This window comes from Sphingomonas yabuuchiae (assembly GCF_014199595.1).
Lineage (GTDB): Bacteria > Pseudomonadota > Alphaproteobacteria > Sphingomonadales > Sphingomonadaceae > Sphingomonas > Sphingomonas yabuuchiae.
Genome location: NZ_JACHNX010000004.1, coordinates 14,323 through 38,542 on the forward strand (window position 1 = coordinate 14,323; position 24,220 = coordinate 38,542).

Here is a 24,220-nt window from a genome sequence, read left to right on the forward strand (position 1 = left end):
CGGTCATGTCCATGGCATGGCGGCGGATGGGAGGAGCGGGGCTGGCCGGTCATCGTTCGCGCAATCCTTCGCGGGCGCGGTTGAGCGGCTTGAGGAGATATTGCAGCACGGTCTTGTTGCCGGTGTGGATATCGGCGGTGGCGATCATGCCGGGCACGATCGGAAAGCGCTTGCCTGCCTTGTTGACCAGAGAGTCCGCGGTCGTGCGCACGAAGACGCGATAATAATAGACGTCCGGGTTCACCTCGTCGCGGATCGTGTCGGGCGAGATGCTGCTGACCTTGCCCTCCAGCCCCCCATAGATCGCATAGTCATAGGCGGTGATCTTAACGCTGGCGCGCTGGCCGGGGCGGATGAAGGCGATGTCGCGCGGCTGGATGCGCGCCTCGACCAGCAGCCGTTCGTCGAGCGGCACGATCTCCATGATCTTGCCGTTCGGGGGCACGACGCCGCCGATGGTCGATACCTCGATATTCTTGACCACGCCGCGCACCGGCGAGCGCAGGGTCAGGCGCTGCAACGTGTCGGAGCGGCCGCGCACGACCGGGGCGAGCGCCTCCACCTCCTCGCTGACCTTGGCCAGGTCCTGCCGCGCCTCGACGATATATTGCGAGCGCAGGTCGGACTTCTTCAGGTCCAGGTCGGCGCGCTGGCGCTTCAGGCGCAGCACCTCGACATTGCTGGCGGCACCGACCTCGATCAGCGACTCGCCGATGCCGACCTCGCGCCCGATCAGCGCGAGCGACTCGTCGATCAGCCCGATCGAACTGGCAAGGCTGCGGCGGCGCGCGTCATAGAGCCGCTGCTGCTCGGCCTTGAGCGCGGGGAAGGCGTCCAGCTCGCGCGAGAAGGTCAGGGGGGTGCCGTTCACCTCCGCCTGCAACCGCGCCTGGGCGGCCAGCGCGGCGCGATACTTGGCGGCGCTCTCCTCGACGGTCGATCCGGCCTGGGTCGGGTCGAGCTGGGCGAGGATCTGGCCCGGCTTCACGATATCGTCCTGGCGAACGAGCATCTTGGCGAGAATGCCGCCCTCCAGCGATTGCAGCACCTGTTCGCGGCTGGTCGGCACGACGCGGCCGGTGCCGGTCGCCACCTCGTCCAGCTTGGCGAACCAGGCCCAGACGAGCAGGACGACGAACAAGGCGGCGAGCGCCCAGTTCATCCGCTTGGCCGCAAGCAGCGGGGCGGCGCCCTCGTCGGCGAAGGGCAGGTCGGCGGGATGGGTCAGCGCGGTCATGCGGCCTGGCTCCGGCCAGTCTGACTCCGGGCCGCACCCTGCATCGTCGCGAGCGCCGCGGCCTTGGGCTGGTCGAGCAATATCTGGCCCTGATCGATGACGATGATCCGGTCGACCAGTTCGAGCACGCGCATCCGGTGCGTCGCGACGACAACGGTGCGGCCCTGGCCCCAGCTGCGGAAGCGATCGATGAACAGGCGTTCGGCGGCCTCGTCCATCGCGGCGGTGGGTTCGTCGAGCAGCATGACCTGCGGCTGGCGGATCAGCAGCCGCGCGAGCAGCAGCGCCTGTTGCTGTCCGCCCGACAGGCCCAGCCCGCCCTCCAGCACGACATGCTCCAGCCCGTCGCGCAGTCGCCGGATGAAATCGATCGCCCCCACCATGTCGAGCGCGGCGAGGATCGTCTCGTTGCTCGCCGTCACCGCACCCATGGTCAGGTTCTCGCGCAGCGTGCCGTGGAACAAGCGGCTATTCTGGGTCAGCAGCGCGACGTCGCGACGGACATCGGCGGGGTCGATCTGGTGCAGCGCCAGGTCGTCGAGCAATATCTCGCCCGACACCGGCTGCAACATGCCCGACAGCCCCTGCAACAGCGTCGACTTGCCTGCGCCGTTGCGGCCGAGCAGCGCGATCTTCTCGCCGCTCGCGATCTCCAGCTTGGGCACGGTCAGCGCGGGCGGGGCATTGGGGTCGGCATAGGTGAACACCGCGCCGCGTAAGGTAAAGCGTCCGTCGACCGAGGGCAGGGGAATGCGATGCTCGGCATCCGGATTGTCGACCGGCAGGCCCATGATCTGGTTCAGGCTGTTCGCCGCGACCTTGGCATGTTGATAGCGGCCGAGCAGATGCGACACCTGCCCCATCGGCGCCATCATCCGGCTGGCCAGCATCGAGGTGGCGACCAGTGCGCCGGTCGTGATGTCACCCGCAATCACCATCGGCGCGCCGACGAAGATGACGGTGGCGTAGACCGCATTCTGCACGCTCTGCGCCCAGGTCGACAGGCTGGCGGTCAGGCCGCGAAGCCGCAACTGCGCTTCGCCCGCCACCGCATTGCAATGGTTCCACTGGCGCTGGAAACGCTCCTCGGCCTGAAGGGTCTTGATGTCCTCTATCCCCTGCACCGATTCAATCAGCAGGGCGTTGCGCAGCGAAGTCTCGCGCATCGACTCGGTCGCATAGGCGCGCAGGCGGCGCTGGGCGAGCAGGCTGGGCAGGAGCAGCGCAATCAGCGCCACCACCGGCACCAGCGCCAGCGAGCCGCCGATAAAAGCGAGGATGACCAGGAACAGGAAGAAAAAGGGCAGGTCCGCCACCGCCGCGACGGTCGTGGAGGTGAGCATGTCGCGCACCTGATCCAGATCGCGAAGCTGCGCGATGAAGGTGCCCGTCGAGGTCGGCCGCGCCCGGTTGCGCACGCGCAGCGCATGGCCGAACACCACGTCCGACAGACGCAGGTCGGCGCGCTTGCCCAATATGTCGGTGATCCCGACGCGCAGCCGCCGCAACGCGAAGTCGAACCCCGTCGCCAGAATGACGCCGATGAACAGGATGTAGAGCGTCGGCATCGACTGGGCAGGGACGACGCGGTCATAGACCTGCATCGAGAAGAGTACCCCCGCCAGCCCCAGACAGTTGGTCACGACCGAGGCGATGGCGACATGGCCATAGCCCTTCATGTCCTGAAGCAGCAGGCGGCGAAGCCAATGCTCCTCGAAGGGCCGGATATAGCTGTCCACCCGAACATCCTTCGCCGAACGGGCGGGGCGGGGGACGACGAATATCCGCGTCTGTTCGACCAGCGTGGACAGCGGGCGCTGCGCGCTCTGCCCTTCCTCGCCCGCGACCGAGAAGACCGCCTGGCCATCGGCGTCGATGCCGGTGATCAGCGCCAGTTCGCCATCGTTCAGCCATGCGATGACCGGCAGCCGCCAGCTGGTCAGCCGCATCGCGCCGGGCACCACGAAGCGGACCGACAGGCCGCTTGCCCGCGCCAATGCACGGACCCGCGCCTCTTCATCGCCGCCGCCCTGCCACAAGGTCGTCAGCCGCGCGCGCTGTTCGGCAAAGGGCATGCGGTAATGACGTGCGACCTGGCCCATCATGTCGATCCAGGCGAGCGGATCGGTCTGGGGATCGGTCTGGGGCTGGGTCTGGGTCGGGCCGCTCACAGCGTCACGCCCCGGATCGAGGTGCCGGTCAGCCCGAAATCGTCACGCGCCCGGCCCGAATAATAGAGGCATTCGATCGCCAGCCGCCGCAGATCGTGGGTGGTGTTGACCGCATCGAAGCGCGCTTGCTGCAATTCCTGTTCGGCGTTGAGCAGGTCGACCAGCGTGCGGGTGCCCATGTCGAGATATTGCAGGCGATAGAGCTTGCCGGTCTCGACCATATTGTCCTGTCGCTCGGCCAGCGTGCCGAGCAGCTGCGACAGTCCGGCGATCTGCTGCTGCGTGGCGGCCAGCACCTGGCCCACCTCATTGCGTGCGGCCTGTTCGGCGGCCTGTGCGGCGCGGACGCCGTAATCGGCGCTGCGCGCGCGGGCACGCACGGCATTGCCGCCGAACACGTCGCTGCTGACGTTCAGCCCGAAATTGTAAAGGCTGCGGTCGGAAAAGGGGGAGGCGACATCGGTCGCCGCATCGCCCGCCAGCGCGATGGTGGGCAGGCGGGCGGCATGGACGCGGCGGCTCTCCGCGCTGGCCTGTTCATATTGCGCCCGTGCGCGCATGATCGCGGGGATATCGGCCCATTCGACGGTGGCGGCGCGGGTGCAGCTGGCCATCAGCCAGTCGGGCACCGCCGGATCGACCGCAGGCGACGTTTCGCGGCCGAGCAGAAAGGCCAGGCTGGTGGTCCAGCGCCGTTGCTCCGCCTCGATCCGGGTCAGCGTGGCCTCGGCGGCGGCGACGCGCGACTGGGCCTGAAGCGCGTCGGAGCGGGTCGTCGCGCCCTTGCCGAACCGCCTGTCGACCAGCGCGCTGATCTCACGGATGCGGCCGAGCTGTTCCATCGCGATCCCGCGCAGCGCGGCATTGCGCTGCACCTCGACCAGCGCGAACCCTGTGTCGCGGATCAGCCCGTCGACCGCCAGCAACAGGTCCGCCCGGCCGATCCGGGTGCCTGCGCGCGCGGACTCGACCGCGCCTGCGACCTTGCCGAAATCATAGATCATCTGCGAGGCGGAGACTTGCGGACGGGGGCGCCAGGCACTGCCCAGCCGGTTGTCATAGCCGCTGCCGACACCCGCGCTGATCCGGGGCAGATAGCCTGCCCGCGCAACCTCGATATCCTCGGCACGCGCCTCGATGGTCGCCGTCGCCTGGTCGACCGAAGGGTGCCAGGCCAGGACCTCGTGCATCGCACTTTCCATCGTCACGGCGGCGGGATCTGCCGCTGCCGTTGCCGTGATGGCGCTCATGGCGATCATCACCCTCCCGAACCGTACCGATCGCTTCTGGTAGCGTTCTCGCCACTCTCGCTTCATCGACCGCATTTTGGACCTCTCCTGACAAAGAGGCTGACTAAACTATTTAAACAAAAAGAGATTAGACGCCGAAGGGAAACCCCTTCGGCGTCCGAAATCAACTCCGCTTTCGGATGTATGCGCAAGATGGTCAGACCAGATGCAGGGTTGCCAACCTTTCCTGTTCGGGATCGACCGAAACGGTCAGATAGCCCAGCGGGTCATGCGTCACCGGGTCCTGGGCGCTGATGTCCGAAGCGCTTGGCATCACGGCAGAGTCACCCGTGTCGGCAAGAGATTCGCTTGGTAGCGGTTCGGCTGCCGGGCTCTGCGCGTCGAGATAGCGGGACAGCACATCCTCGACGCTGCCCTGGTCCTCCATCAGCGACAGCGCGATCTTGGCATCCGCCTGATCCAGGGACAGCGGCGCCGCGTCATGACCGACTGCCAGCGTCATCGGCACCACGTCGCTGTGCACCTGCACCGGATCCTCCAGCGCGAAGGCGGTCAGCGTCGTCGGGAAGACGGGGGCGACGCCGTTGTTGATATCGATCGCCACGTCCAGCCGCGCGGTCGATACCTGCCCGTCGGGCTGCACGATCTGATAGGTGAAGCGGTCGATCGGATCGGTCGCGGCATAGCCCAGGTTGGCGAAGGGTCGGTAGGTGTACTGCCCGATCTCGCTGATGGTCAGCGTGCCATAGGTGCCGGTCAGGGTGCGGCCCGCATCGCCGATGTCCACGAACGTGCCGCCGACCAGCATCTTGATGCCCAGGAAATCGCTGCCCAGCGTATCGTTGGCGAGCAGATTGCCGCTGGTCGGCGTGGTTCCCGACAAGGTGAACTGATCGAGATGGGTGATCGTCCCGCCGACATAGACGTCGGTGGTATAGCCCAGCCCCACCGTGTTGGTGCTGGTGACGGTGTAGTTGTATGTGCCCGAGGGCAGGTTGTTCATCGTCACGCTGATGCCCGAGCCAATCAGTCCGCCAACCCCTGCCAGCGCGGTGCCGGTCTGGGAGCCGACGACGGTACCGGCCGCATTGGTGACGGTGATGGTGAAGCTGGGCACGACCGACAGGCCCGGCGCAATCACGGCGGACAGGGTGATGTTTCCGCGGCTGTTCGCATCGACCGTGAAGCTGTCGGTGATCTGACCGGTCCGCGAACCGGTCAGCACGGCGGCCGTCGGGGTCGCGAACGACGAGTCGACCGTGGGGGTGCGCGTTTCCACCACATTGACGAAGGTCGCAGCGGCGGTCGCCACGTCGTTGACCGCGACCGGCGCGCCGATGATGTCCGGGCTGCCGATCGAGATGGTCAGCGTCGCGCTCTCCCGCTCGCCGTCGCTGGCGTCGAACAGGGTGTAGGTGAAGCGGTCGGTCTTTCCGAGCACGGCGGCATCGGCATTGGGGGTGTAGCTGTACCGGCCGTCGCTGCCCATGATCAGCGTGCCCCATTGCCCGACCACCTGCGTATTGCCGGTGACGGTGGTCGTCACCCCGTTCAGCGTGACGCTTTCGACGCGGGTCTGCGGGCTGACCGCATCGACCTGACCCAAGGGGCCGGGATCGGTGATGACATTGCCGTTCGTCACCAAGGGCACGATCTGGCCGACATCGGTGAAGTCGGAGTCCACGCCGGTGACGCTGAGCCCGCCGAGCAGACCGACGCCCGCCGTATTGTCGAAGGTGACGAAGGCCCGGTACTGGCCCGGTGCCAGATCATCGGCGGTGGCGACGAGATTGCCGCCGAGCAGGCTGACCTCCAGCAGCGAGGAACTGCCGCCGCCGTTCACCGCGACCCAGCTGGTGCCGTTGAACCGCTGGAGCACCACCGAATAACCGCTGGCGACACCCAGCGACAGGGTGGCGTCATAGGTGAAGGTCGCATCCAGCGTATGGCCCTGTTGCACCGTGAACTGGACATTGGGGATGGCCAGCACCTGGGCATTCAGATTGACCAGCCCGAGCGAGACGAGCGCCGTGTAGTTGGCGTTGCCCAGGGTTTCGTTGGTCTGCACGGGCACCAGGTCGACCTGTGCGGCGGCGACATTGTCGAAGGCGCTGATGTCGAAGGGCGCGATGACCGTGACCGTGCCGGATACATTGCCCGTCCCGTCGCGGAGACCGATGTTCAGCGTCTCGCCCGCGAGCTGCGGCGTGGCGAGCGTGACGGCATAGGTGCCGCCGCCCGCCACGGTGCCCGTACCGATGACGGTGCCGCCCGCGTTGCGCACCTCCACCGTGGTACCGGCTTCGCCCGTGCCGGTGACGATCGTCCCCGTGGCGTTGATCGCGGCGGTGGGGGTCGCCGGGGGCGTGATGTCGGGTGCGGCCAATGGTGCCTGTGGCGAGACATTGCCCGCCGCGTCCGCCTGCGTGACGGTCAGCGCCTGGCCATTGGCCTGCGGGATGATCAGCGTGGCGGTATAGGCGCCGTTCGCATCGACGATCGCACTGCCGACCAGCTGTCCCTGCGCGCCGAGGATGCGCACCGTCGCGCCGGGCTCGCCCGAGCCGGTGACGATCGTGCCGGTGCCGTTGATCGTGGCGACGGGCAAGGCCGGTGGCGTGATGTCCGGCGCGATCAGCGGGCTGGGCAGGGAGGTGTTGCCCGCCGAATCGGCCTGCGTGACGGTCAGCGTCTGGCCATTGGCCTGCGCCGTGGTGAGCGTGGCCGTATAGCTGCCGTTCGCCGCGACGATGGCGGTGCCGATCGGGTTGCCGCCCGCGTCGCGCACGGTGACGGTCGCGCCCGCCTCACCCTGACCCGTGACCAGCGTGCCGACGCCGTTGATCGCGGCGGTCAACCCAACGGGCGCGGTGATGTCGGGCGTGCTGGCCTGGGCGAGGGGCGAGACATTGCCCGCCGCATCGACCTGGGTCAGCGTCACGACCTGCCCATTGGCCTGGGCGGGGTTCAGCGTTGCGGTGAAGTTGCCGTTGGCGTCGACCAGCGCGGTGCCGATGACCACGCCGCCCAGACCCCGGATGGTGACGGTCGCACCCGCCTCGCCGGTGCCGGTCAGGGTGGTGCCGTTGCCCGACACGGTGCCGATGGGCGCGAGCGGGGCGGTCAGGTCCGGCGCGATGACGGTGGCGGGCGTCGATACATTGCCCGCCGCATCCGCCTGGCTCACCTGCAGCAACTGGGCATTGAGCTGCGCCGGGGTCAGGGTCGCCGCATAGCTGCCATTCGACGCCACGATGGCGGTACCCACTACCGTGCCGCCGGGATCGCGGATGGTGACGGTCGCGCCCGCCTCGCCGGTGCCGGTCATGACGCTGCCCGTCCCGTTGATGACGGCGGTCAGGCCGACGGGTGCGGTGATGTCGGGTGCGGCGGCCTGGCCGAGGGGCGAGACATTGCCTGCCGCATCCGCCTGGGTCAGCGTCACGATCTGGCCATTGGCCTGGGCCGGGGTCAGCGGAGCGGTGAAATTGCCGTTCGCATCGACGATGGCGGTGCCGATGACCGTGCCTCCGACACCCCGGATGGTGACGGTCGCGCCGACCTCACCGGTGCCGGTCAGGCTGGTGCCGTCGCCCGACACCGTGCCGATGGGCGCGAGCGGTGCGGTAAGGTCCGGTGCGATGACGGTGGCGGGTGTCGAGGCATTGCCCGTCGCGTCCGCTTGGGTCACCTGCAAGACCTGTGCATTCAACTGCGCTGGGGTCAGGATCGCGGCATAGGTGCCGTTGGCGGCGACGACCGCCGTGCCCAGCACCGTACCGCCCGCGTCACGAATGGTGACGGTAGCACCCGCCTCGCCCGCGCCGGTGACCAGATTGCCCGCCCCGTTGATCGCGGCAGTCAGGCCGATGGGCGAAATGATGTCGGGCGCGATGGCCTGGCCAAGCGGCGAGACATTGCCCGCCGCATCCGCCTGGGTCAGCGTCACGATCTGGCCATTGGCCTGGGCCGGGGTCAGCGGAGCGGCGAAATTGCCGTTCGCATCGACCACGGCGGTGCCCAGTACCGCACCGCCCAAGCTGCGGATGGTGACGGTCGCGCCGACCTCGCCGGTGCCGGTCAGGGTGGTGCCGTCCCCGGATACGGTGCCGATGGGGGGGAGCGGTGCGGTCAGGTCCGGCGCGATGACGGTGGCGGGCGTCGAGACATTGCCCACCGCATCGGCCTCCGTGACCTGCAAGACCTGCGCATTGAGCTGCGCCGGGGTCAGGATCGCGGCATAGGTGCCGTTGGCGGCGACGACCGCCGTGCCCAGCACCGTGCCGCCCGCGTCGCGGATGGTGACGGTGCCGCCAGCCTCGCCGATGCCGGTGACCAGGTTCCCTGCGCCGTTGATCGCGGCGCTCAGGCCGATGGGCGCGGTAATGTCGGGCGCGGTGGCCTGCGCGATGGGCGAGACATTGCCCGCCGCGTCCGCCTGGATCAGCGTCACGAGCTGGCCGTTCGCCTGTGCCGGGGTCAGCGGTGCGGTGAAATTACCGTTCGCATCGACGATGGCGGTGCCGAGTACCGCACCCCCTGCGCCCCGGATGGTGACGGTCGCGCCGACCTCGCCGGTGCCGGTCAGACTGGTGCCGTCACCCGACACGACCCCTATGGGCGCGAGCGGGGCGGTCAGGTCGGGCGCGATGACGGGGAATGCGGGCGAGCCATTGCCCGCCGCGTCGTTCTGCACGACGGTCAGCGGCTGGCCGTCGACTTGCGGCGTGACGAGCGCGGCCACATAGGCGCCGTTCGCGCCCACAATGGCGGTGCCGAGCGTCGCACCGTTGGCGTCGAGGACCCGCACCGTCGCGCCGACCTCGCCGGTTCCCATGACCAGCGAGCCGGTCGGATCGATCATGGCGGTGGGCGCATCGGGGGCGGTCAAATCGGGGGCGATGACGGTGGCGGGGGGCGAGACATCGCCTTCGGCATCGGTCTGGGTCACGCGCACCGTCTCGCCGTCACGCTGCGGCGTGGTCAGCGTCGCGGTGTAGGTGCCGTCCCCGGCGACCTGCGCATTGCCGATCACCGCGCCATTCGCATCACGCACGATGATCGCGGCGCCGACCTGTCCGGTGCCCGAGACGCTCGCACCGTCGAGGGCGATGATCGCGGTCGGGGCGCCGGGCGTGTCGTTGGGGATCAGATCGGGTGCGGTCGCAGTACCGGCGGCGGAGATATTGCCCGCCGCATCCGCCTGGGTCAGGGTCAGCAATTGCCCGTTGGTCAGCGCGGTGGTCAGCGTCACGCTGAAGCTGCCGTCCGGGTTCACCGGCACGGTGGCGAGGACCAGCCCGACCGGGTCGGTGATCGTCACCGTCGCACCGATCTCGCCCGCGCCGCTGATCACCGTTCCGTCGGCCGACACGGTCGCCACTGGTGCGTCCGGGGCCGTGCGGTCGAGCGCGGTCACGGTGGTCGCGAGCGATCCGTTGCCCGTGGCGTCCGCCTGGGTAACGCGCAGTATCTGGCTGTCGAGCTGGGGCGCGGACAGGATGACGGTGTAGGCGCCCTGCGGCCCGACGATCCCGGTGCCGAGCACGGCACCGCCCGCGTCGCGCACCATGACGGTCGCGCCGACCTCTCCCTGGCCGGTGACGATGGAGCCCGTCGCATCCAGCGCCGCCACGGGCGCTGCGGGCGGGGTGACGTCGGGGGCCGCGACAATGGCGGGGATAGAGACATTGCCCGCCGCATCGGTCAGCGTCGCGCTGACCGTGCCGCCATCGGCCTGGGCGGGGTTGAGCGGCACGCTGAAGCTGCCGTCCGCGCCGACCTGGCCGGTGCCGATCACCGTGCCGCTGGCGTCACGCAGGGTAACGGTCGCGCCGACCTCACCGCTGCCGGTCGCATTGGCGCCGGTGCCGTCGAGCGCGAAGACGGGGCCGAGCGGTGCGGTCAGATCGGGCGCGGTGGCGGGGCTGGGCGGCGAGGTGTTGCCCGCCGCATCGGCTTGCGTCACTTGAAGCACTTGGCCGTTCAGCTGTGGGGTGGTCAGGGTCAGGGCATAGTCGCCGGTGGCCGCCGCCGTGCTGGTACCGATGATTGTGCCATCGGGCGCGCGCACGGTGATGGTTGCGCCCGCCTCCGCCTGGCCGCTGACGATGATGCCGGTGGCGTCGACGCTGGCCGTCAGCCCGATCGGTGCGGTGGTGTCGAGCGCGGTCAGCGCCAACGGCGGCGAGACATTGCCCGCCGCGTCGGCCTGGACGACCGACAGGATCTGACCGTTGAGCTGTGCGCTCGCCAGCGGGACCGAGAAGCTGCCATCGGCGGCGACCTGCGCCGTGCCCAGCACCTGACCGGCGGCGTCGCGCACCGTGACGGTCGCGCCGGGCTCGCCCGTGCCGGTCACCAGCGTGCCGTCGGCCGAGACGGTGCCCAGCGGTGCGAGCGGCGCTGTCAGGTCGGGCGCAGTGGCGGGGCTGGGCGGAGAGGTGTTGCCCGCCGCATCCGCCTGCGTCACCTGAAGGACCTGACCGTTCAGCTGCGGGGTGGTCAGGGTTAGGGCATAGGCACCACCGGCACCCGCCGTTCCAGTGCCGATGATCGTGCCATCGGGCGCGCGAACGGTGATGGTCGCGCCCGCCTCCGCCTGGCCGCTGACGATAATGCCGGTGGCGTCGACGCTGGCGGTCAGCCCGATCGGTGCGGTGGTGTCGAGCGCGGTCAGCGCCAGCGGCGGCGAGACATTGCCCGCCGCATCGGCCTGGACGACCGACAGTATCTGACCGTTGAGCTGTGCGCTCGCCAGCGGAACCGAGAAGCTGCCGTCGGCGGCGACCGTGGCCGTGCCGAGCGGCTGACCGGCGGCGTCGCGCACCGTGACGGTCGCGCCTGCTTCACCCGTGCCGGTCACCAGCGTGCCGTCCGCCGAAATGGTGCCGACGGGCGCAAGCGGTGTGGTCAGGTCCGGTGCGACGGGCGCGAGCGGCAGGGAGACATTGCCCGCCGCATCGGCTTGCGTCACCTGCAGCGTTTCGCCGTCGATCTGCGCAGGGGTGAGCGGCACGGCATAGCTGCCGTTCGTGCCGACCACGGCGGTGCCGATGACCGTGCCATCGGGATCGCGGACGGTGACGGTCGCGCCGACCTCGCCCACGCCGGTCACGAAACTGCCGTCGCCGCTGATCGTGGCGGTCAACCCGGTCGGGGCGGTAATGTCGGGGGCGGTCACCGCGACGACGGGCGAGGCGTTGCCCGCCGCATCGGTCTGGATCAGCTGAAGCGCCTGGCCATTGGCCTGGGCGGGGTTCAGCGTCACCGCGAAACTGCCGTCGGGGGCCACCTGACCGCTACCCAGCAGCGTGCCGTCGGTGGCGCGGATGGTGACGGTCGCGCCCGGCTCGCCGGTGCCCGACAGGGTCGCGCCCGCATCGACGACCGATCCGGTCGGCGCAAGCGGCGGGGTGGTGTCCGGTGCGAGGACGCTGGCGGGCGCAGAGATATTGCCCGCCGCGTCGGCCTGCGTCACCTGAAGCGTTTCGCCATTGGTCTGCGGCGTGGTCAGCGTCGCATTGTAGATGCCGTTGGCGGCGACCGTGGCGGTGCCCAGCACCGCGCCGTTCGCATCGCGGATTGTCACAGTTGCGCCCGCTTCGCCCGAACCGGTGACGATTGCGCCGTCACCGCTGATCGTGGCGGTCAGGCCGGTGGGGGCCGTGATGTCGGGCGCGGTCAGCGGCGTGGTGGGGGACAGATTGCCGCCGCGATCCGTCTGGTCGAGCGACAGCGCCTCGCCATTGGCCTGGGGCGGCGACAGCGGCGTGGTGAAGCTGCCGTCCGCGCCGACCGTCACCGTCGCGATCACCGAGCCATCGGCAGCGCGCACGCGGACGGTGGCGAAGGGCTCGCCGGTGCCGGTCACGCTGGTGCCGTCGGCGGCGATGGTCGCGATCGGGGCCGGGGGCGCGGTCAGGTCGGGCGCCGCGACGGTGGCGGGCTGCGACGGGTTGCCCGCCGGATCGGTCTGCACCGCCGACAGGGTCTGGCCGCTGGTCTGCGGCGGGGTCAGGGTCAGGGTATAGCTGCTGTCCGCCGCCACGACCGCATCGCCGAGCAGCGTGCCGTTGCCATCGACGACCCGCACCGTCGCACCCGGCTCGCCATTGCCATAGACCGCCGAGCCGTCCGCCGACAGGATGGCGACCGGCGGAGCGGGGGGCGTGATGTCGGGCGCGGTGACGGTGGCGACGGGCGAGACATTGCCCGCCGCATCGGCCTGCGTCACGGACAGTGTTTCGCCATTGGCCTGCGGCGTGGCGAGCGGCGCGCTGAAGCTGCCATCGGCGGCGACGGTGACGGTGGCGAGCACGCTGTTGTCGGGCGCGCGTACGATCAGGGTCGCGCCCGGCTCACCGGTGCCGGTGATGCTGGTGCCGTCCGCGCTGACCGTCGCCACCGGGGTGGCGGGGGCGACGAGATCGGGCGTGACCGCCGCAGTTGCGGGCGAGGCATTGCCCGCCGCGTCGGTCTGGATCGCCGAAAGCGTCTGGCCGTTGGCGACACCCGTGGGAAGGGGCAGGCTGAAGCTGCCGTCGCTGCCGACCGTCGCGGTGCCGACCGGCTGGCCGCCCGCATCGACGACCTGCACCGTGGCACCCGGCTCACCCGTGCCGGTCAGTTGCGTGCCGTCCGCACTTACGGTGACGACCGGCGCGGCAGGCGCAGTGATGTCGGGCGCACTGACGCTGGTGGCCGGCGAGGTGTTGCCTGCGGGATCGCTCTGCGTGACGGTCAGGGTTTCGCCATTGGCCTGCGGCGTGGTCAGCGGCAGGGTATAGTTGCCCTGCGCGTCGACCGTGACAGTGCCGAGTGGCTGCCCGGCTGCGTCGCTGACGGTGACGGTCGCGCCGGGTTCGCCGGTGCCGGTGATGCTGGTGCCATCGCCCGCGATGGTGGCGGTCGGGGCGGTCGGCGCAGTGATGTCGGGCGCGCTGATGGTCGTGGCGGGCGAGGTGTTACCCGCCGGATCGCTCTGCGTGACGGTCAGGGTTTCGCCATTGGCCTGCGGCGTGGTCAGCGGCAGGGTGTAGTTGCCCTGCGCATCAACCGTGGCGCTGCCAAGCGGCTGTCCGGCGGCATCGCTGACGGTGACGGTCGCGCCGGGTTCGCCGGTGCCGGTGATGACGCTGCCGTCGCCCGCGACAGTCGCGCTGGGGGCGGCGGGAGCAGTGGTATCGGGGGCGCTGACCGAGGCACCGGGAGAGGTGTTGCCCGCCGGATCGCTCTGCGTGACGGTCAGCGTCCCGCCATTGGTCTGGGGCGTGCCCAGCGGCAGGGTGTAGTTGCCTTGCGCATCGACCGTGGCGGTGCCGAGCGGCTGGCCAGCGGGATCGCGCACGGTGACGGTCGCGCCGGACTCACCGGTGCCAGTGATCGCGCTGCCGTCCTCGGCGATGGTCGCGGTGGGCGCGGCCGGGGCGGTGAAGTCGGGAGCGGTGAGGGTGATGGTGGGGGAGACATTGCCCAGCGTGTCGCTCTGCACGACGGTCAGGGTCTCGCCATTCCCCTGCGGCGTGGCCAGCGTCAGGCTGTAATTGCCGTTTGCGTCGACCGTCCCCTGGCCGATCGTCTGACCGGCCACGTCGCGCACGACCACCGTCGCGCCGGGCTCACCGGTGCCGCTGACCGTTGTCCCCTGCGCATCGATCTGGGCGGTGGGCAGCGGCATGGTGCCGGTATCGACGGCGTCGATCTGCGTGGTGGGCGAGACATTGCCCGCCGCGTCCGTCTGGGTAACGACCAGCACGCCGCCGCCCGTCTGCGCGGTGGTCAGCGTCACCGTATAGCTGCCATCGGCGGCGACGATGGCGGTGCCGATCTGCTGGCCGTCCGGGCCGATGACGCGCACGGTCGCGCCGGGCTCGCCCGATCCGGTCACGGTGGTGCCGTCTGCGGACAGGGTCGCGGCGGGAGCGGCGGGCGGCGTGATGTCCGGCGCGGCCAGCGTGACGGCGGGCGAGACATTGCCCGCCGGGTCGCTCTGCGTGACGGTCAGGGTGCCGCCATTGGCCTGCGGCGTGGTCAGCGGCAGCGTATAGCCGCCCTGCGCATCGACGATCGCGGTGCCCAGCACCTGCCCGGCGGCGTTGCGCACGGTGACGGTCGCGCCCGCCTCGCCGGTGCCGGAGATGCTGGTGCCGTCGCCGTTGATGCTTGCGGTGGGCACGGCGGGCGGGGTGGTATCGGGCGCGGTCAGGCTGGCGGCGGGGGAAACATTGCCCGCCGGATCGGCCTGGCTGACGGTCAGCGTGCCGCCATTCGCCTGTGGCGTGGTCAGGGTCAGCGTATAGGCGCCCTGCGCACCGACGACGGCGGTGCCCAGCACCTGTCCGGCGGCGTTGCGCACCGTCACGGTCGCGCCGGGCTCACCGGTGCCGCTGACCGTGCGGCCGTCGCCCGTGATCGTCGCGGTCGGGATGGCGGGCGGCGTGATATCGGGCGCCGCCGTCGTGGCGGGGGGCGAGACATTGCCCGCCGCATCGCTCTGCACGACGGTGACGGGCTGGCCGTTGGTCTGGGGCGGGTTGACCGGGATGGTGAAGGTGCCGTCGGCGCCGACTGTACCGGTGCCGATCACATTGCCCGCGCCGTCGGTCACGCGGACGGTCGCGCCCGCCTCGCCGGTGCCGCGGATGCTCGAGCCGTTGGCCGTAAAGCTGGCGGTGGGAATCGCGGGCGGCTGGGTGTCGGCGGTGGGACCGCCGGGCTGGTTGCCGCCATTGCCGCCGCCGCCCGATACCGCCGCGACCAGACCGCCGACCCCGGCCACGCCCAATATGGCGGGCAGGACGAAGGACGAGCCGCCGCCCTCGCCGGTCGCCGCCGCGCCCATCAGGTCGTCGAGATCGGTGATCGCCCGGAACCGCCCCGCACCGCTGGCGGAAGGATTGGCGAGCCACTGGCTGCCCTGATCGTCGCGCAGCACGAGGTCGCTGATCTTGCCCTGCTGCTGGTCATAGAAATGGTCGATGCGAATGGTCTGGCCATCGGTCAGGCGGATGATCAGGTCGTTGCCCTCACGCTCCATCGCCGCGACCTGCGACCGGTCGATATTGAGGCGAACGACGCTGGGCGCGCTCAATTCGATGACGTTGGCGCTGGTCGTGGTGGTGGTGCCGGTCGCCTTTGCGATGATCTCGGTCTGCATGGCCTGTTCCTCCCATTGCATGTCGTCATGCCCCGGCACGCGGTGCCGGGCAGGGGGGCGCGGTCATGGCTGTCCTTGCGCAGACACGCTGCCTCCCCTTGCGCAAATCCTAACCGCGAAGAGGAGGCAGTGATGCGAGCGGACCGTTTTCGGAATTAATTCAGATGGTTAACGGTTGTTAACTTATTTTGTGCGGAAAGGGCGTGCAGGCAGGACCGGCGCGTCGTCATCGGTCATCCGCACGGGTCGGATACGGCCATCGGAGGCATAGGTGATGCGGTCGATCGCCACGACCCGCTCACCCTGGAACGGGCCGGGGCCGGATGCGCGGTCCCAGCGGTGATAGACGATCAGCGAGCGGCCGTCGGGCAGCGTGACGAAGCTGTGATGCCCCGGCCCCTGATGCCGCGCATCGCCGGTCAGGATCGCACCACGATAGCGCCATGGCCCGGTGGGCGAGGGGGCGGTGGCGTAGTGGACCGAATAATCGGGGCCATTGAACCGGCCATGACTGTAGGACAGGTAATAGGTACCGCCGCGCTCGTGCAGGAAGGCGCCTTCGGTGAAGTTCGGCGGGGTCGCGACCTTCACCTCGCGGGCGATGGTCACCATGTCGGGCTTCAGTTCCCAGACGCGCAAGGTTCCCCCTGCGCTGCCGCCCGCATAGAGATAGGTCTTGCCCGACCTGCGATCGGTGAAGACCATTGGGTCGATCGCCTCGAACCTTTTGTCGCCGGTGATCAGCGGGCGGCCGCTGTCGCGATAGGGACCTTCGGGCCGGTCGGCGACGGCGACGCCGATACGGCTGGGCGTCGGGTTTTGCGGCCCGACCGAGTAATAGAGGTAATAGCGTCCATTCCGGGTCGCGACGCCGGGGGCCCAGAGGAAATGCTCGGGCGCGCCGTCATCCTTGATCCAACCGATCTGGTCGCGCCGGATCAACTCGCCGCGTGGCCGCCATGTCTTCAGGTCCCGGCTGGAAAAGGAGCCGAAACGGTCGGCCGCCCAGCTTCCGCCCGGCCCTCCGGTCGGGAAGATCCAGAGTTCGTCGCCGATCATCATCGCATGGGGATCGGCCCCCTCGAACTGCGGATTGCGGGCGATCCCCGCCGCCGCGACGGTCAACGCCAGCCCGGCGGCGAAGGCGCTCAGTGTCTTCATGGTCGTGGTCCTCCATGTTCGGGGCAGCCCATGCGGTAGCTTAATGGGCTCAGCGCGCCCGAAGGCGGTACAACCCCGCGCCATGCGGCGGCAGCGTCTGCGCGAAGCGGTCTTTCGCCCGGTCGAGCGACGCACCGCTCCACAAATCGGTCACGCCGACTTCCCCCGACAGCCCCAGAGAGTGGAGCGCCAGTCCCACTTCCTTGGGCTTATCGCCGGTGTTGAACAGCGCCAGATAGCGATCCTGCGGTGTATCCTCGGGCTTGGCGGACCAGATGCGCGCGCCGTCCTGAACGAAATGCGGCTGGTTGTCGGTCGAGGCCTGGTTGACGGCGATGACCGCGCGGTTGGTCAGCAGCGCCAGCGTGGGGGCGTCCAGATAGCGCAGGTCACCGCCCATGATCAGCGGCGAGCGCGCGATCGACCACAAGGTCATCAAGGTGCGCTGTTCGTCGGGCGTGAACTTGGTGTCGCGCTTGCCCAGCGCCAGCCGACCGAGCGGCAGCATGTCGGCATCGGGCCAGGAACCCGGCCCGCGATAGGGCGTCCAGTTCTCCAGCCGGGTGAACTGCGCTTCCAGCATCGACCATTCGTCCCAGAAATCGTCCGAGATGCGCCACATCTGCGCAAAGCGGCGGACATGGGGACCCCGGATCACCGGCGTTTCGCCGGGCGACAGGCTGAGAATGATCGGGCGGCCGCTGTTCCGGATCGCCTTGTGCGCGGCCTCGATCTCGGGCGCGTGCGCGTCATAGGGGCGGCTCATATCGTCCATCTTGACGAAATCGACGCCCCAGGAGGCGTAGAGCGCGAACACGCTGTCATAATAGGCCTGCGCGCCGGGCCTGGTCATGTCGACGCCGTACATGTCCGGGTTCCAGGTGCAGATGCTGGACGTGTCGGCGATGTCGGCGGCGCGGTAGCGGGTGCCCAGGATCGGCAGGTTCTTCTTCACTGCCAGCCGGGGGATGCCGCGCATCAGGTGGATGCCGAACTTCATGCCCATCGCATGGACGTCCGCCGCCAATTTGGTGAAGCCCGATCCGTCCGCGCTGGAGGGAAAGCGGTTGGGCGCGGGGATCAGCCGGCCATGGCCGTCCATCGCAGGCACCGGCGCGGCGTTATAGGTGTAGCTGGACGCCTCGGGCTCATACCATTGGATGTCGACGGTGAAGACGTCATAGCCGAAGGGCAGCAGCTTGGCCCGCATGATCGCGGCGGTTTCGCGTGCCTGCGCCTCGGTGATGGTGGTCGCAAAGCTGTTCCAGCTGTTCCAGCCCATGGGCGGGCGCGGCGCCAGCGTGCCGGAGCGTTCCGCCGCCGTCGCGCTCTGCACGCCGGCCAAGGCCAGTCCGCCGGTGATCGCCGCGCCGCCGGCCCCCATGCCGACCAATGCCTGTCGACGGTTGATCCCGCCCCCGGTCTTGCTCATCCATCCACTCCCGTTTTCTTGTCGAACAGGTCTACGGGGTGTCACGCGGATGGCAAGGCGGCGGGGGCTTTATATGTCTGACAATCGAATGCGGCTCAGAAGCGCCCCTCGAAGCTCAGGCCCAGGATGCGCGGCGGCGACATGGTGCCGCGGACCCGCCCGTCGAAATCGGTGAAGAAGGAGGTCGGCTGCTGCCGGTCGAAGATATTACTGGCGAGCAGATAGGCTCCGAAATGCCGCCCCTGCCAGCCCAGCTTGGCATTGACCAGCGTGATCGGGCGGATGTCGCGCACGGTCTGGTCGATGGTGCTCTGGAACACCGCATCGCGATAGGTGGCGTTGAGATTGGCGAACAGTCCGCCCGCGCTGCGCCAGGTGCCGCCCCATGACGCGGTCCAGCGCGGCGCGTTGGCAAACTCGTTGCCGGTGGCCGACCATTTCGCGGTGCCGATCGGCACGGTGAAGTCGAGGAACTCGGTCCGGCTGTGCCCAATGCCTGCGTAAAGATCGAGGTGACGCGTCGGCCGCCCGCGCAGCTCCGCCTCGAAGCCATAAAGGCGCGACTTGCCCGCATTGACGACCTGGCTGTCGAACACCGCGCCGGGGGTCAGCTGCACCGATACCTGCTGGTCGCGCCAGTCGATATAATAGGCATTGGCGTTGAAACTCAGTCGGCGGTCGAACCAGTCTGAGCGCAACGCGACCTCGTAATTCCAGGTATATTCGGGCGCATAGGTGAAGCTCTGGCCGCGCTGCTGGTTGATGCCAGCGCCCCCGGCGCGATATCCGCGCTGCGCCGTCGCGCTCAGCGAGGCATCGGGGGTCACGTCCCAGGTCAGGCCCAGCTTGGGCAGCCAGGCGTCATAGGTGATGGCGCGTGTCGGATCGACGCTGGTCGCCCCGGCCGCCGTCGCCATCAGCAGCGCATTCAGACGGGTGACGATGGGGGCGAGGGCGGGCACGGGCAACCGGGCCGGATCGGGCAGCGTGCCGTTCAGCGCGACCGACTGGCTCGCCCCGCGCATTTGCCGTTCGTTGTCGTAGCGCAGCCCTGCGCGCAGTTTCAGGCGGGTGGTCAGCGGGAAGGTCAGGTCGGTGAAGCCCGCCAGATTGCGCGTCAGGCGCGGCTGGGTCAGCAGGTTCCTGATCGGAACCACGCCGCCATAAAGGCCCAGTACCATGTCCACCATCGGCTGCGACAGGCCCAGTGCCAGCAACTGGCGATCGACGCCCAGCCGCGTCAGGTTCATATTCTGCGTCGCCTCGAACCGATAGTCGCGATTGTCCTCGCGCAGATAATAGGCGCCGATCAGGCCCTGCACCCAGGGCAGGTCGATGCCCAGCCGCACTTCCTGCTGCACCGTCCTGGCGGGGTCGCTGGTGCGGCTCAACTGGCCGGGGGTGGGGTTGCGATCCGGGTCGGCGATGTAGAGCGCGCGGACATCGGAATAGTTGGTGATCGAACTCAGGTCGAAGCCGCCGCCCAGCGTATAATGCGCCTCCAGCGTGGCGATGTCGCTCAGCGCGCGGGTGTTGGTCGCCACATCCTCGGTGACGATGCGATCCCGGCGGGCATAGGGCGGATCGAATTCGGAGGAATAGGCGCCGCGCACATGGCGGTCGTGCATATAGCTCGCGATGATCCGCAGCCCCGGCACCGCGTCGGGGGTGAAGAGCAGCTTGCCGCGCAACGTCTCCGACTGGCGGGGATCGGCGTCGCGGTGCAGCGTGGTGTTGTAGAGCAGGCCGTCCGACCGCGCGATCTCACCGGCCAAGCGAAACGCGATCTGGTCGCCCAGGATCGGCCCGCCCAGCGCGGCGGCGGCGCGGCGCTGTCCGTCGGGGCCGGTGAGCATCACTCGGGCCTTGCCGTTCCATTCGTAGCCGGGGTCGGTCGTGCGGATGACCACCGCCCCGGCCAGCGCGTTGCGGCCCTGTACCGTGGATTGCGGACCGCGAAACACCTCGACCTGCGCAATGTCGTACAGGTCGAGCGGCCCGGTGTTCAGCGCCGCGCGCGGCAGGACCGCGCCGTCGAGATAGACGCTGGCCAGCGCCCCGTCGCCCGCGCCCGACACGTTGAAGGCATCGATGCCGCGAATGGTGAAGCTGGTCCGGTCGGCATTGATCGCGACATTGGGCGTGCGTTGCAGCACGTCGTACATGTCGATCATATTTTGGTCGACGATGGTCTGTCCGGTCGTCACCGCGACGCTGGCGGGCGTGTCGCGCAACGTCCGGTCGGCTTTCTCGCCCATGACCACGATGTCGTTGCCCGCCTCCGTCGACGCCGTGTCATGGCCCTGCGACGCCATGCTTTGCGCCAGACAGGGCGCCGCCACCGAAGACAGCATCATGGCCAGCGCCGCCCGAACCCACATGTCATACCCCCCAATTCGTTGCGGGGGCGGACTAATATATGTGATTATGCGAGTCAATTGCAATATAAGCAGTGTCGGCTCAGGAGCGGTGCTGGCGTCACGTCGCGCAGTGGCAAATTGACGCCATGATCGTTACGTTAGGCGCGGCGGCGGAGCGGCTGCCATCCCGGATCGGGAAGGATGAGCGAGCGATGCACGGACGACATGTCGAGTTCCAGCCCAGCCACGAATTGCTGCAGGCGACGATGGACGCGTCGACCGACATGATCCAGGTGTTCGAGGCGATCCGCGACGAGGCGGGCGGCATCGTCGATTTCCGCTGGGTGCTGAACAACCACACGTCCGAACGCAAATATGGCGAGGTGCGCGGCGAAAGCCTGTTGCAGCGCAATCCCGGCGTCATCGAAGAGGGTATTTTCGACACCTTTTGCCGGGTGACCGAAACCGGTCTGCCCGAACAGGCCGAGCGTCATTATGTCCATGAGCAGTTCGACGGCTGGTTCTTCCAGACGGTCGTGAAGCTGGGCGACGGTGTCGCCACCACCACGCGTGACATCACCGAATGGAAGGAATCGCAGGCCGAGGTCGTTCGACTTCGCGAAGAAGTGGTGAAGGTCAAGCTGGCCGAGACCGAAGGACAGCTGGCGGCGATCTTCGCCACCGCGCCGATTGGTCTGTCGGTCCTGTCGCTCGACGGACGCTTCCTGCGCGTGAATGACGAGCTGTGCCGCATTCTGGGCCGTTCGCGCGAGGCGGTGCTGCACTTGCGCGTGCCCGATGTGACGCATCCCGACGACCTGCCGCCCAGCCTCGTGGCGATCGAGGAAGCGGTGTCCACCGGCCGTCCGGCGACCCTGGACAAGCGCTATTCGCGCCCAGACGGCTCGCTGGTCTGGGCGAGTAGTACGCTGTCGGTCCTGCCCAAGGGGGACGGCCAGCCCGACCGGCTGCTGGTCGTGACGGCCGACCTGTCCGAGCGGCGCAAGGCGGACGAGGCGCTGCGCCGGAGCGAGGCGTTGCAGCGCGTGCTGATCGCCGAACTGCAGCATCGCACCAGCAATTTGCTGGGCGTGGTCCGTTCGATCGCGGAGAATACGGCGCGTGGCTCGACCAGCCTGCCCGATTTCCGGGCGCGGTTTGATGACCGGCTCGACGCGCTGTCGCGGGTGCAGGGGCTGTTGTCCCGGCTGAACGAGCAGGACCGGGTGACGTTCGACGGACTGCTCCATGCCGAACTGATCGCGATGGACGGGAGGGCCGATGCGGTGACGCTGAGAGGCCCGACGGGTGTGCGGCTGCGCTCCTCGACCGTCAATACGCTGGCCATGGCGATCCATGAGCTGGCGACCAATGCCATGAAATATGGCGCGCTGGGGCAGGGCGGGGGACGGCTGGCGATCAGCTGGGCGCTTCAGGCGGAAGGGCCGAATGGCAAGCCCTGGCTGCACATCGACTGGCGCGAAAGCGGCGTGCGGATGCCCGAAGGGGCATGGCCCACGGGCACGGGACAGGGGCGCGAACTGATCGAGCGCGCGCTTCCCTATCAGCTGGGCGCGCGGACGACGTACCGCCTGGGCGAGGACGGCGTGCATTGCACCATTGCCATCCCCGTATCGACCACGGTCGGTGCCGACGAGCGCGGTTCGGCGAACGGCGACGAGGTTGCGACGGCGGCCTAGGTCATGCCGCCAGGGTGCGATCCTCCGCCAGCATCAGGCACAGATCGGCGCGGCCGGGCATTTCAGCCCATATGTGGCGGGTCAGCCGTTCATAATGGCTAACGAAGCGGGCAAGCTGCGCATCGTCCATCACACCCGCACCGGAGCCGTGCGTGCGGCGCAGCGCCTCCTCCTGCTGGGTGCGCCAGCGCAGGACGGTGGACCAATCGGGCGGAATCATCAGCATCAGCGCATTGATGGGGGCGAACAAGCGCGGATAGTCGGTCGCCAGCGCGGTGTTCCCATGTCGCCGCCAGATCCCGTCGGCATCCTCCAATGCTTCCAGTGCGTTGAGCGGTGCGATCAGTGCGGCCTCGTCCTCTGCCCGCGCGCCGACGCACCAGCCCTCGAAGATCAGCAACTCGCATCCCTCCGGCGCGAGGGGCCAGGTCGATTGCGGCGCGCGGTCGTCGATCGCCTTGTCGAAGCGCGGCAGGGAAACGGCCTCGCCCCGCGCGATCGCCGCGATCGTCTCGACCCCCAGCGCCACGTCATGCGTGCCCGGCACGCCGCGTGTCGCGAACAGCGGATGCACTGCGCGCGCCATCCTCTGCCGTTCGGCACGGGTGAGGTAGAGATCGTCGAGCGACAGGATTGCGCTGCGCTCGACCTGCTTCGCCAGCCGCGCGGCGATGGTCGACTTGCCGCTTCCCTGCGCCCCGCACAGCCCCAGGATTAGCGGCGGGTCACCCGCCCGCCGCCGCGCCAGCCGATCCGCGACCAGCGTCGCGATGGCCGTTTCAGGCGACATGATCGGCCGGTTCCTCGCCGCGAGCAAAGGCGGCGAGATTGGCCGCCGCGCGCATGCCCATCGCGGTTCGCGCCTCGATGGTGGCGCTGCCCAGATGCGGCAGCAGGACGGCACGCGGATGCGCCAGCAGGCCCGGATGCACCTTGGGCTCGTGTTCATAGACGTCCAGCCCGACGCCGCCGATCCGCCCCTGATCCAGCGCCTCGACCAGCGCGCCTTCGTCGATCACCGGCCCGCGCGCGGTGTTCACGACGATCGCATGGGGCTTCATCCGGGCTAACAGGGCGGCATCGATCATGTGCCGGGTCGCGTCGCCGCCGGGAACGTGTAGCGACAGGATATCGCATTCCGCTGCCAGGGCTTCGAGCGATTCCGCCCGCGTGGCGTCAAGCATGCGTTCCACCTCGGGCGCGGCGGGGGAGCGGCTGGCATAGCGCACCCGCGTCCCCAGCCCGCGCGCTTTGGCCGCCGTCGCCTGCGCGATGCGGCCGAAACCGACCAGCCCCAGCGTCTTGCCCGACAGCCCCTGTCCGATCAGGTGCGAAGGGCGCCAGCCGGTCCATGCGCCGCTGCGCAACTCGCGTTCGCCTTCGCCCGCCCGGCGTGCGGTCATCAGCATCAGGAGGATCGCGATCTCCGCCGTCGCCTCGGTCAACACATCGGGTGTGTTGGTCACGACCAGCCCGGCGGCGCGCGCAGCGGCCAGATCGATATGATCGACCCCCGCTCCGTAATTGGCGAGGATGCGGACCCGGCGGCCCGGCGTCGCGATCAGATCGGCATCGATCCGGTCGGTGATCGTCGGCATCCAGGCGTCATATTCGGTCATCGCCCTGGCCAGCGCGTCGTGATCCAGCGGTCGGTCGTCGGCGCTGAGCGTCGTGTCCCAGCTTTCGGACAGATGCCGTTCGACATCGTCCGGCAGGCGGCGGGTCACGAGCAATTTGAGCCTGTCCGTCAT

At 69.0% G+C, this 24,220-nt stretch carries 10 protein-coding genes; 1 reads left to right on the forward strand and 9 read right to left on the reverse strand.

Annotated features, from left to right (window positions below; all coding sequences use genetic code 11):
• Positions 1-49 precede the first annotated feature (49 nt).
• From GGQ89_RS06870 to GGQ89_RS06900, 7 genes are all read right to left on the reverse strand, one after another.
• The gene (locus GGQ89_RS06870) at positions 50-1,237 is read right to left on the reverse strand and encodes a beta-barrel domain-containing protein (protein ID WP_184105152.1); all 1,188 of its coding nucleotides are present in this window, start codon (positions 1,235-1,237) and stop codon (positions 50-52) included.
• A complete protein-coding gene (locus GGQ89_RS06875; protein WP_338112403.1) occupies positions 1,234-3,408 on the reverse strand; it encodes a type I secretion system permease/ATPase in 2,175 nt (724 codons plus the stop codon). Before GGQ89_RS06875 ends, GGQ89_RS06870 begins: the two co-directional genes overlap by 4 nt.
• Positions 3,405-4,658 carry a TolC family protein gene (locus tag GGQ89_RS06880; protein WP_240456582.1) on the reverse strand — a complete coding sequence of 418 codons (1,254 nt, stop codon included), beginning with the start codon at positions 4,656-4,658 and terminating at the stop codon, positions 3,405-3,407. The genes GGQ89_RS06875 and GGQ89_RS06880 overlap by 4 nt, the downstream gene beginning before the upstream one ends.
• Positions 4,659-4,854: 196 nt before the next feature.
• Positions 4,855-15,816, reverse strand: coding sequence for a BapA/Bap/LapF family large adhesin (locus GGQ89_RS06885; protein WP_184105156.1), 10,962 nt, complete (start codon positions 15,814-15,816; stop codon positions 4,855-4,857).
• A gap of 183 nt (positions 15,817-15,999) precedes the next feature.
• The gene (locus tag GGQ89_RS06890) at positions 16,000-16,977 is read right to left on the reverse strand and encodes a family 43 glycosylhydrolase (RefSeq protein WP_184105158.1); all 978 of its coding nucleotides are present in this window, start codon (positions 16,975-16,977) and stop codon (positions 16,000-16,002) included.
• A 49-nt stretch (positions 16,978-17,026) separates the two neighbouring features.
• Positions 17,027-18,409 carry a glycoside hydrolase family 27 protein gene (locus GGQ89_RS06895; RefSeq protein WP_240456583.1) on the reverse strand — a complete coding sequence of 461 codons (1,383 nt, stop codon included), beginning with the start codon at positions 18,407-18,409 and terminating at the stop codon, positions 17,027-17,029.
• A 95-nt stretch (positions 18,410-18,504) separates the two neighbouring features.
• A complete protein-coding gene (locus tag GGQ89_RS06900; protein ID WP_240456584.1) occupies positions 18,505-20,790 on the reverse strand; it encodes a TonB-dependent receptor in 2,286 nt (761 codons plus the stop codon).
• 191 nt (positions 20,791-20,981) lie between these two features.
• Between GGQ89_RS06900 and GGQ89_RS06905 the strand changes: the two genes are divergently transcribed.
• On the forward strand, positions 20,982-22,469 hold the full coding sequence (locus GGQ89_RS06905; protein WP_184105160.1) for a sensor histidine kinase: 1,488 nt from the start codon (positions 20,982-20,984) through the stop codon (positions 22,467-22,469).
• Position 22,470: 1 nt separating this feature from the next.
• On the opposite strand, the gene GGQ89_RS06910 is transcribed toward GGQ89_RS06905, so the two are convergent.
• Together GGQ89_RS06910 and GGQ89_RS06915 are read right to left on the reverse strand one after the other, a co-directional pair.
• On the reverse strand, positions 22,471-23,259 hold the full coding sequence (locus tag GGQ89_RS06910) for a kinase (RefSeq protein ID WP_184105162.1): 789 nt from the start codon (positions 23,257-23,259) through the stop codon (positions 22,471-22,473).
• Positions 23,249-24,220, reverse strand: a complete 972-nt coding sequence (locus GGQ89_RS06915; protein WP_184105164.1) for a 2-hydroxyacid dehydrogenase — start codon at positions 24,218-24,220, stop codon at positions 23,249-23,251. Before GGQ89_RS06915 ends, GGQ89_RS06910 begins: the two co-directional genes overlap by 11 nt.

Excerpts from the sequence above, each read along its gene's own strand:
- GGQ89_RS06870 (WP_184105152.1), bottom strand. The coding sequence starts at position 1,237 with ATGACCGCGCTGACCCATCCCGCCGACCTGCCCTTCGCCGACGAGGGC.
- GGQ89_RS06880 (WP_240456582.1), bottom strand. The coding sequence starts at position 4,658 with ATGAGCGCCATCACGGCAACGGCAGCGGCAGATCCCGCCGCCGTGACG.
- GGQ89_RS06885 (WP_184105156.1), bottom strand. The coding sequence starts at position 15,816 with ATGCAGACCGAGATCATCGCAAAGGCGACCGGCACCACCACCACGACC.
- GGQ89_RS06890 (WP_184105158.1), bottom strand. The coding sequence starts at position 16,977 with ATGAAGACACTGAGCGCCTTCGCCGCCGGGCTGGCGTTGACCGTCGCG.
- GGQ89_RS06895 (WP_240456583.1), bottom strand. The coding sequence starts at position 18,409 with ATGAGCAAGACCGGGGGCGGGATCAACCGTCGACAGGCATTGGTCGGC.
- GGQ89_RS06900 (WP_240456584.1), bottom strand. The coding sequence starts at position 20,790 with ATGTGGGTTCGGGCGGCGCTGGCCATGATGCTGTCTTCGGTGGCGGCG.
- GGQ89_RS06905 (WP_184105160.1), top strand. The coding sequence starts at position 20,982 with ATGCACGGACGACATGTCGAGTTCCAGCCCAGCCACGAATTGCTGCAG.
- GGQ89_RS06910 (WP_184105162.1), bottom strand. The coding sequence starts at position 23,259 with ATGTCGCCTGAAACGGCCATCGCGACGCTGGTCGCGGATCGGCTGGCG.
- GGQ89_RS06915 (WP_184105164.1), bottom strand. The coding sequence starts at position 24,220 with ATGACGGACAGGCTCAAATTGCTCGTGACCCGCCGCCTGCCGGACGAT.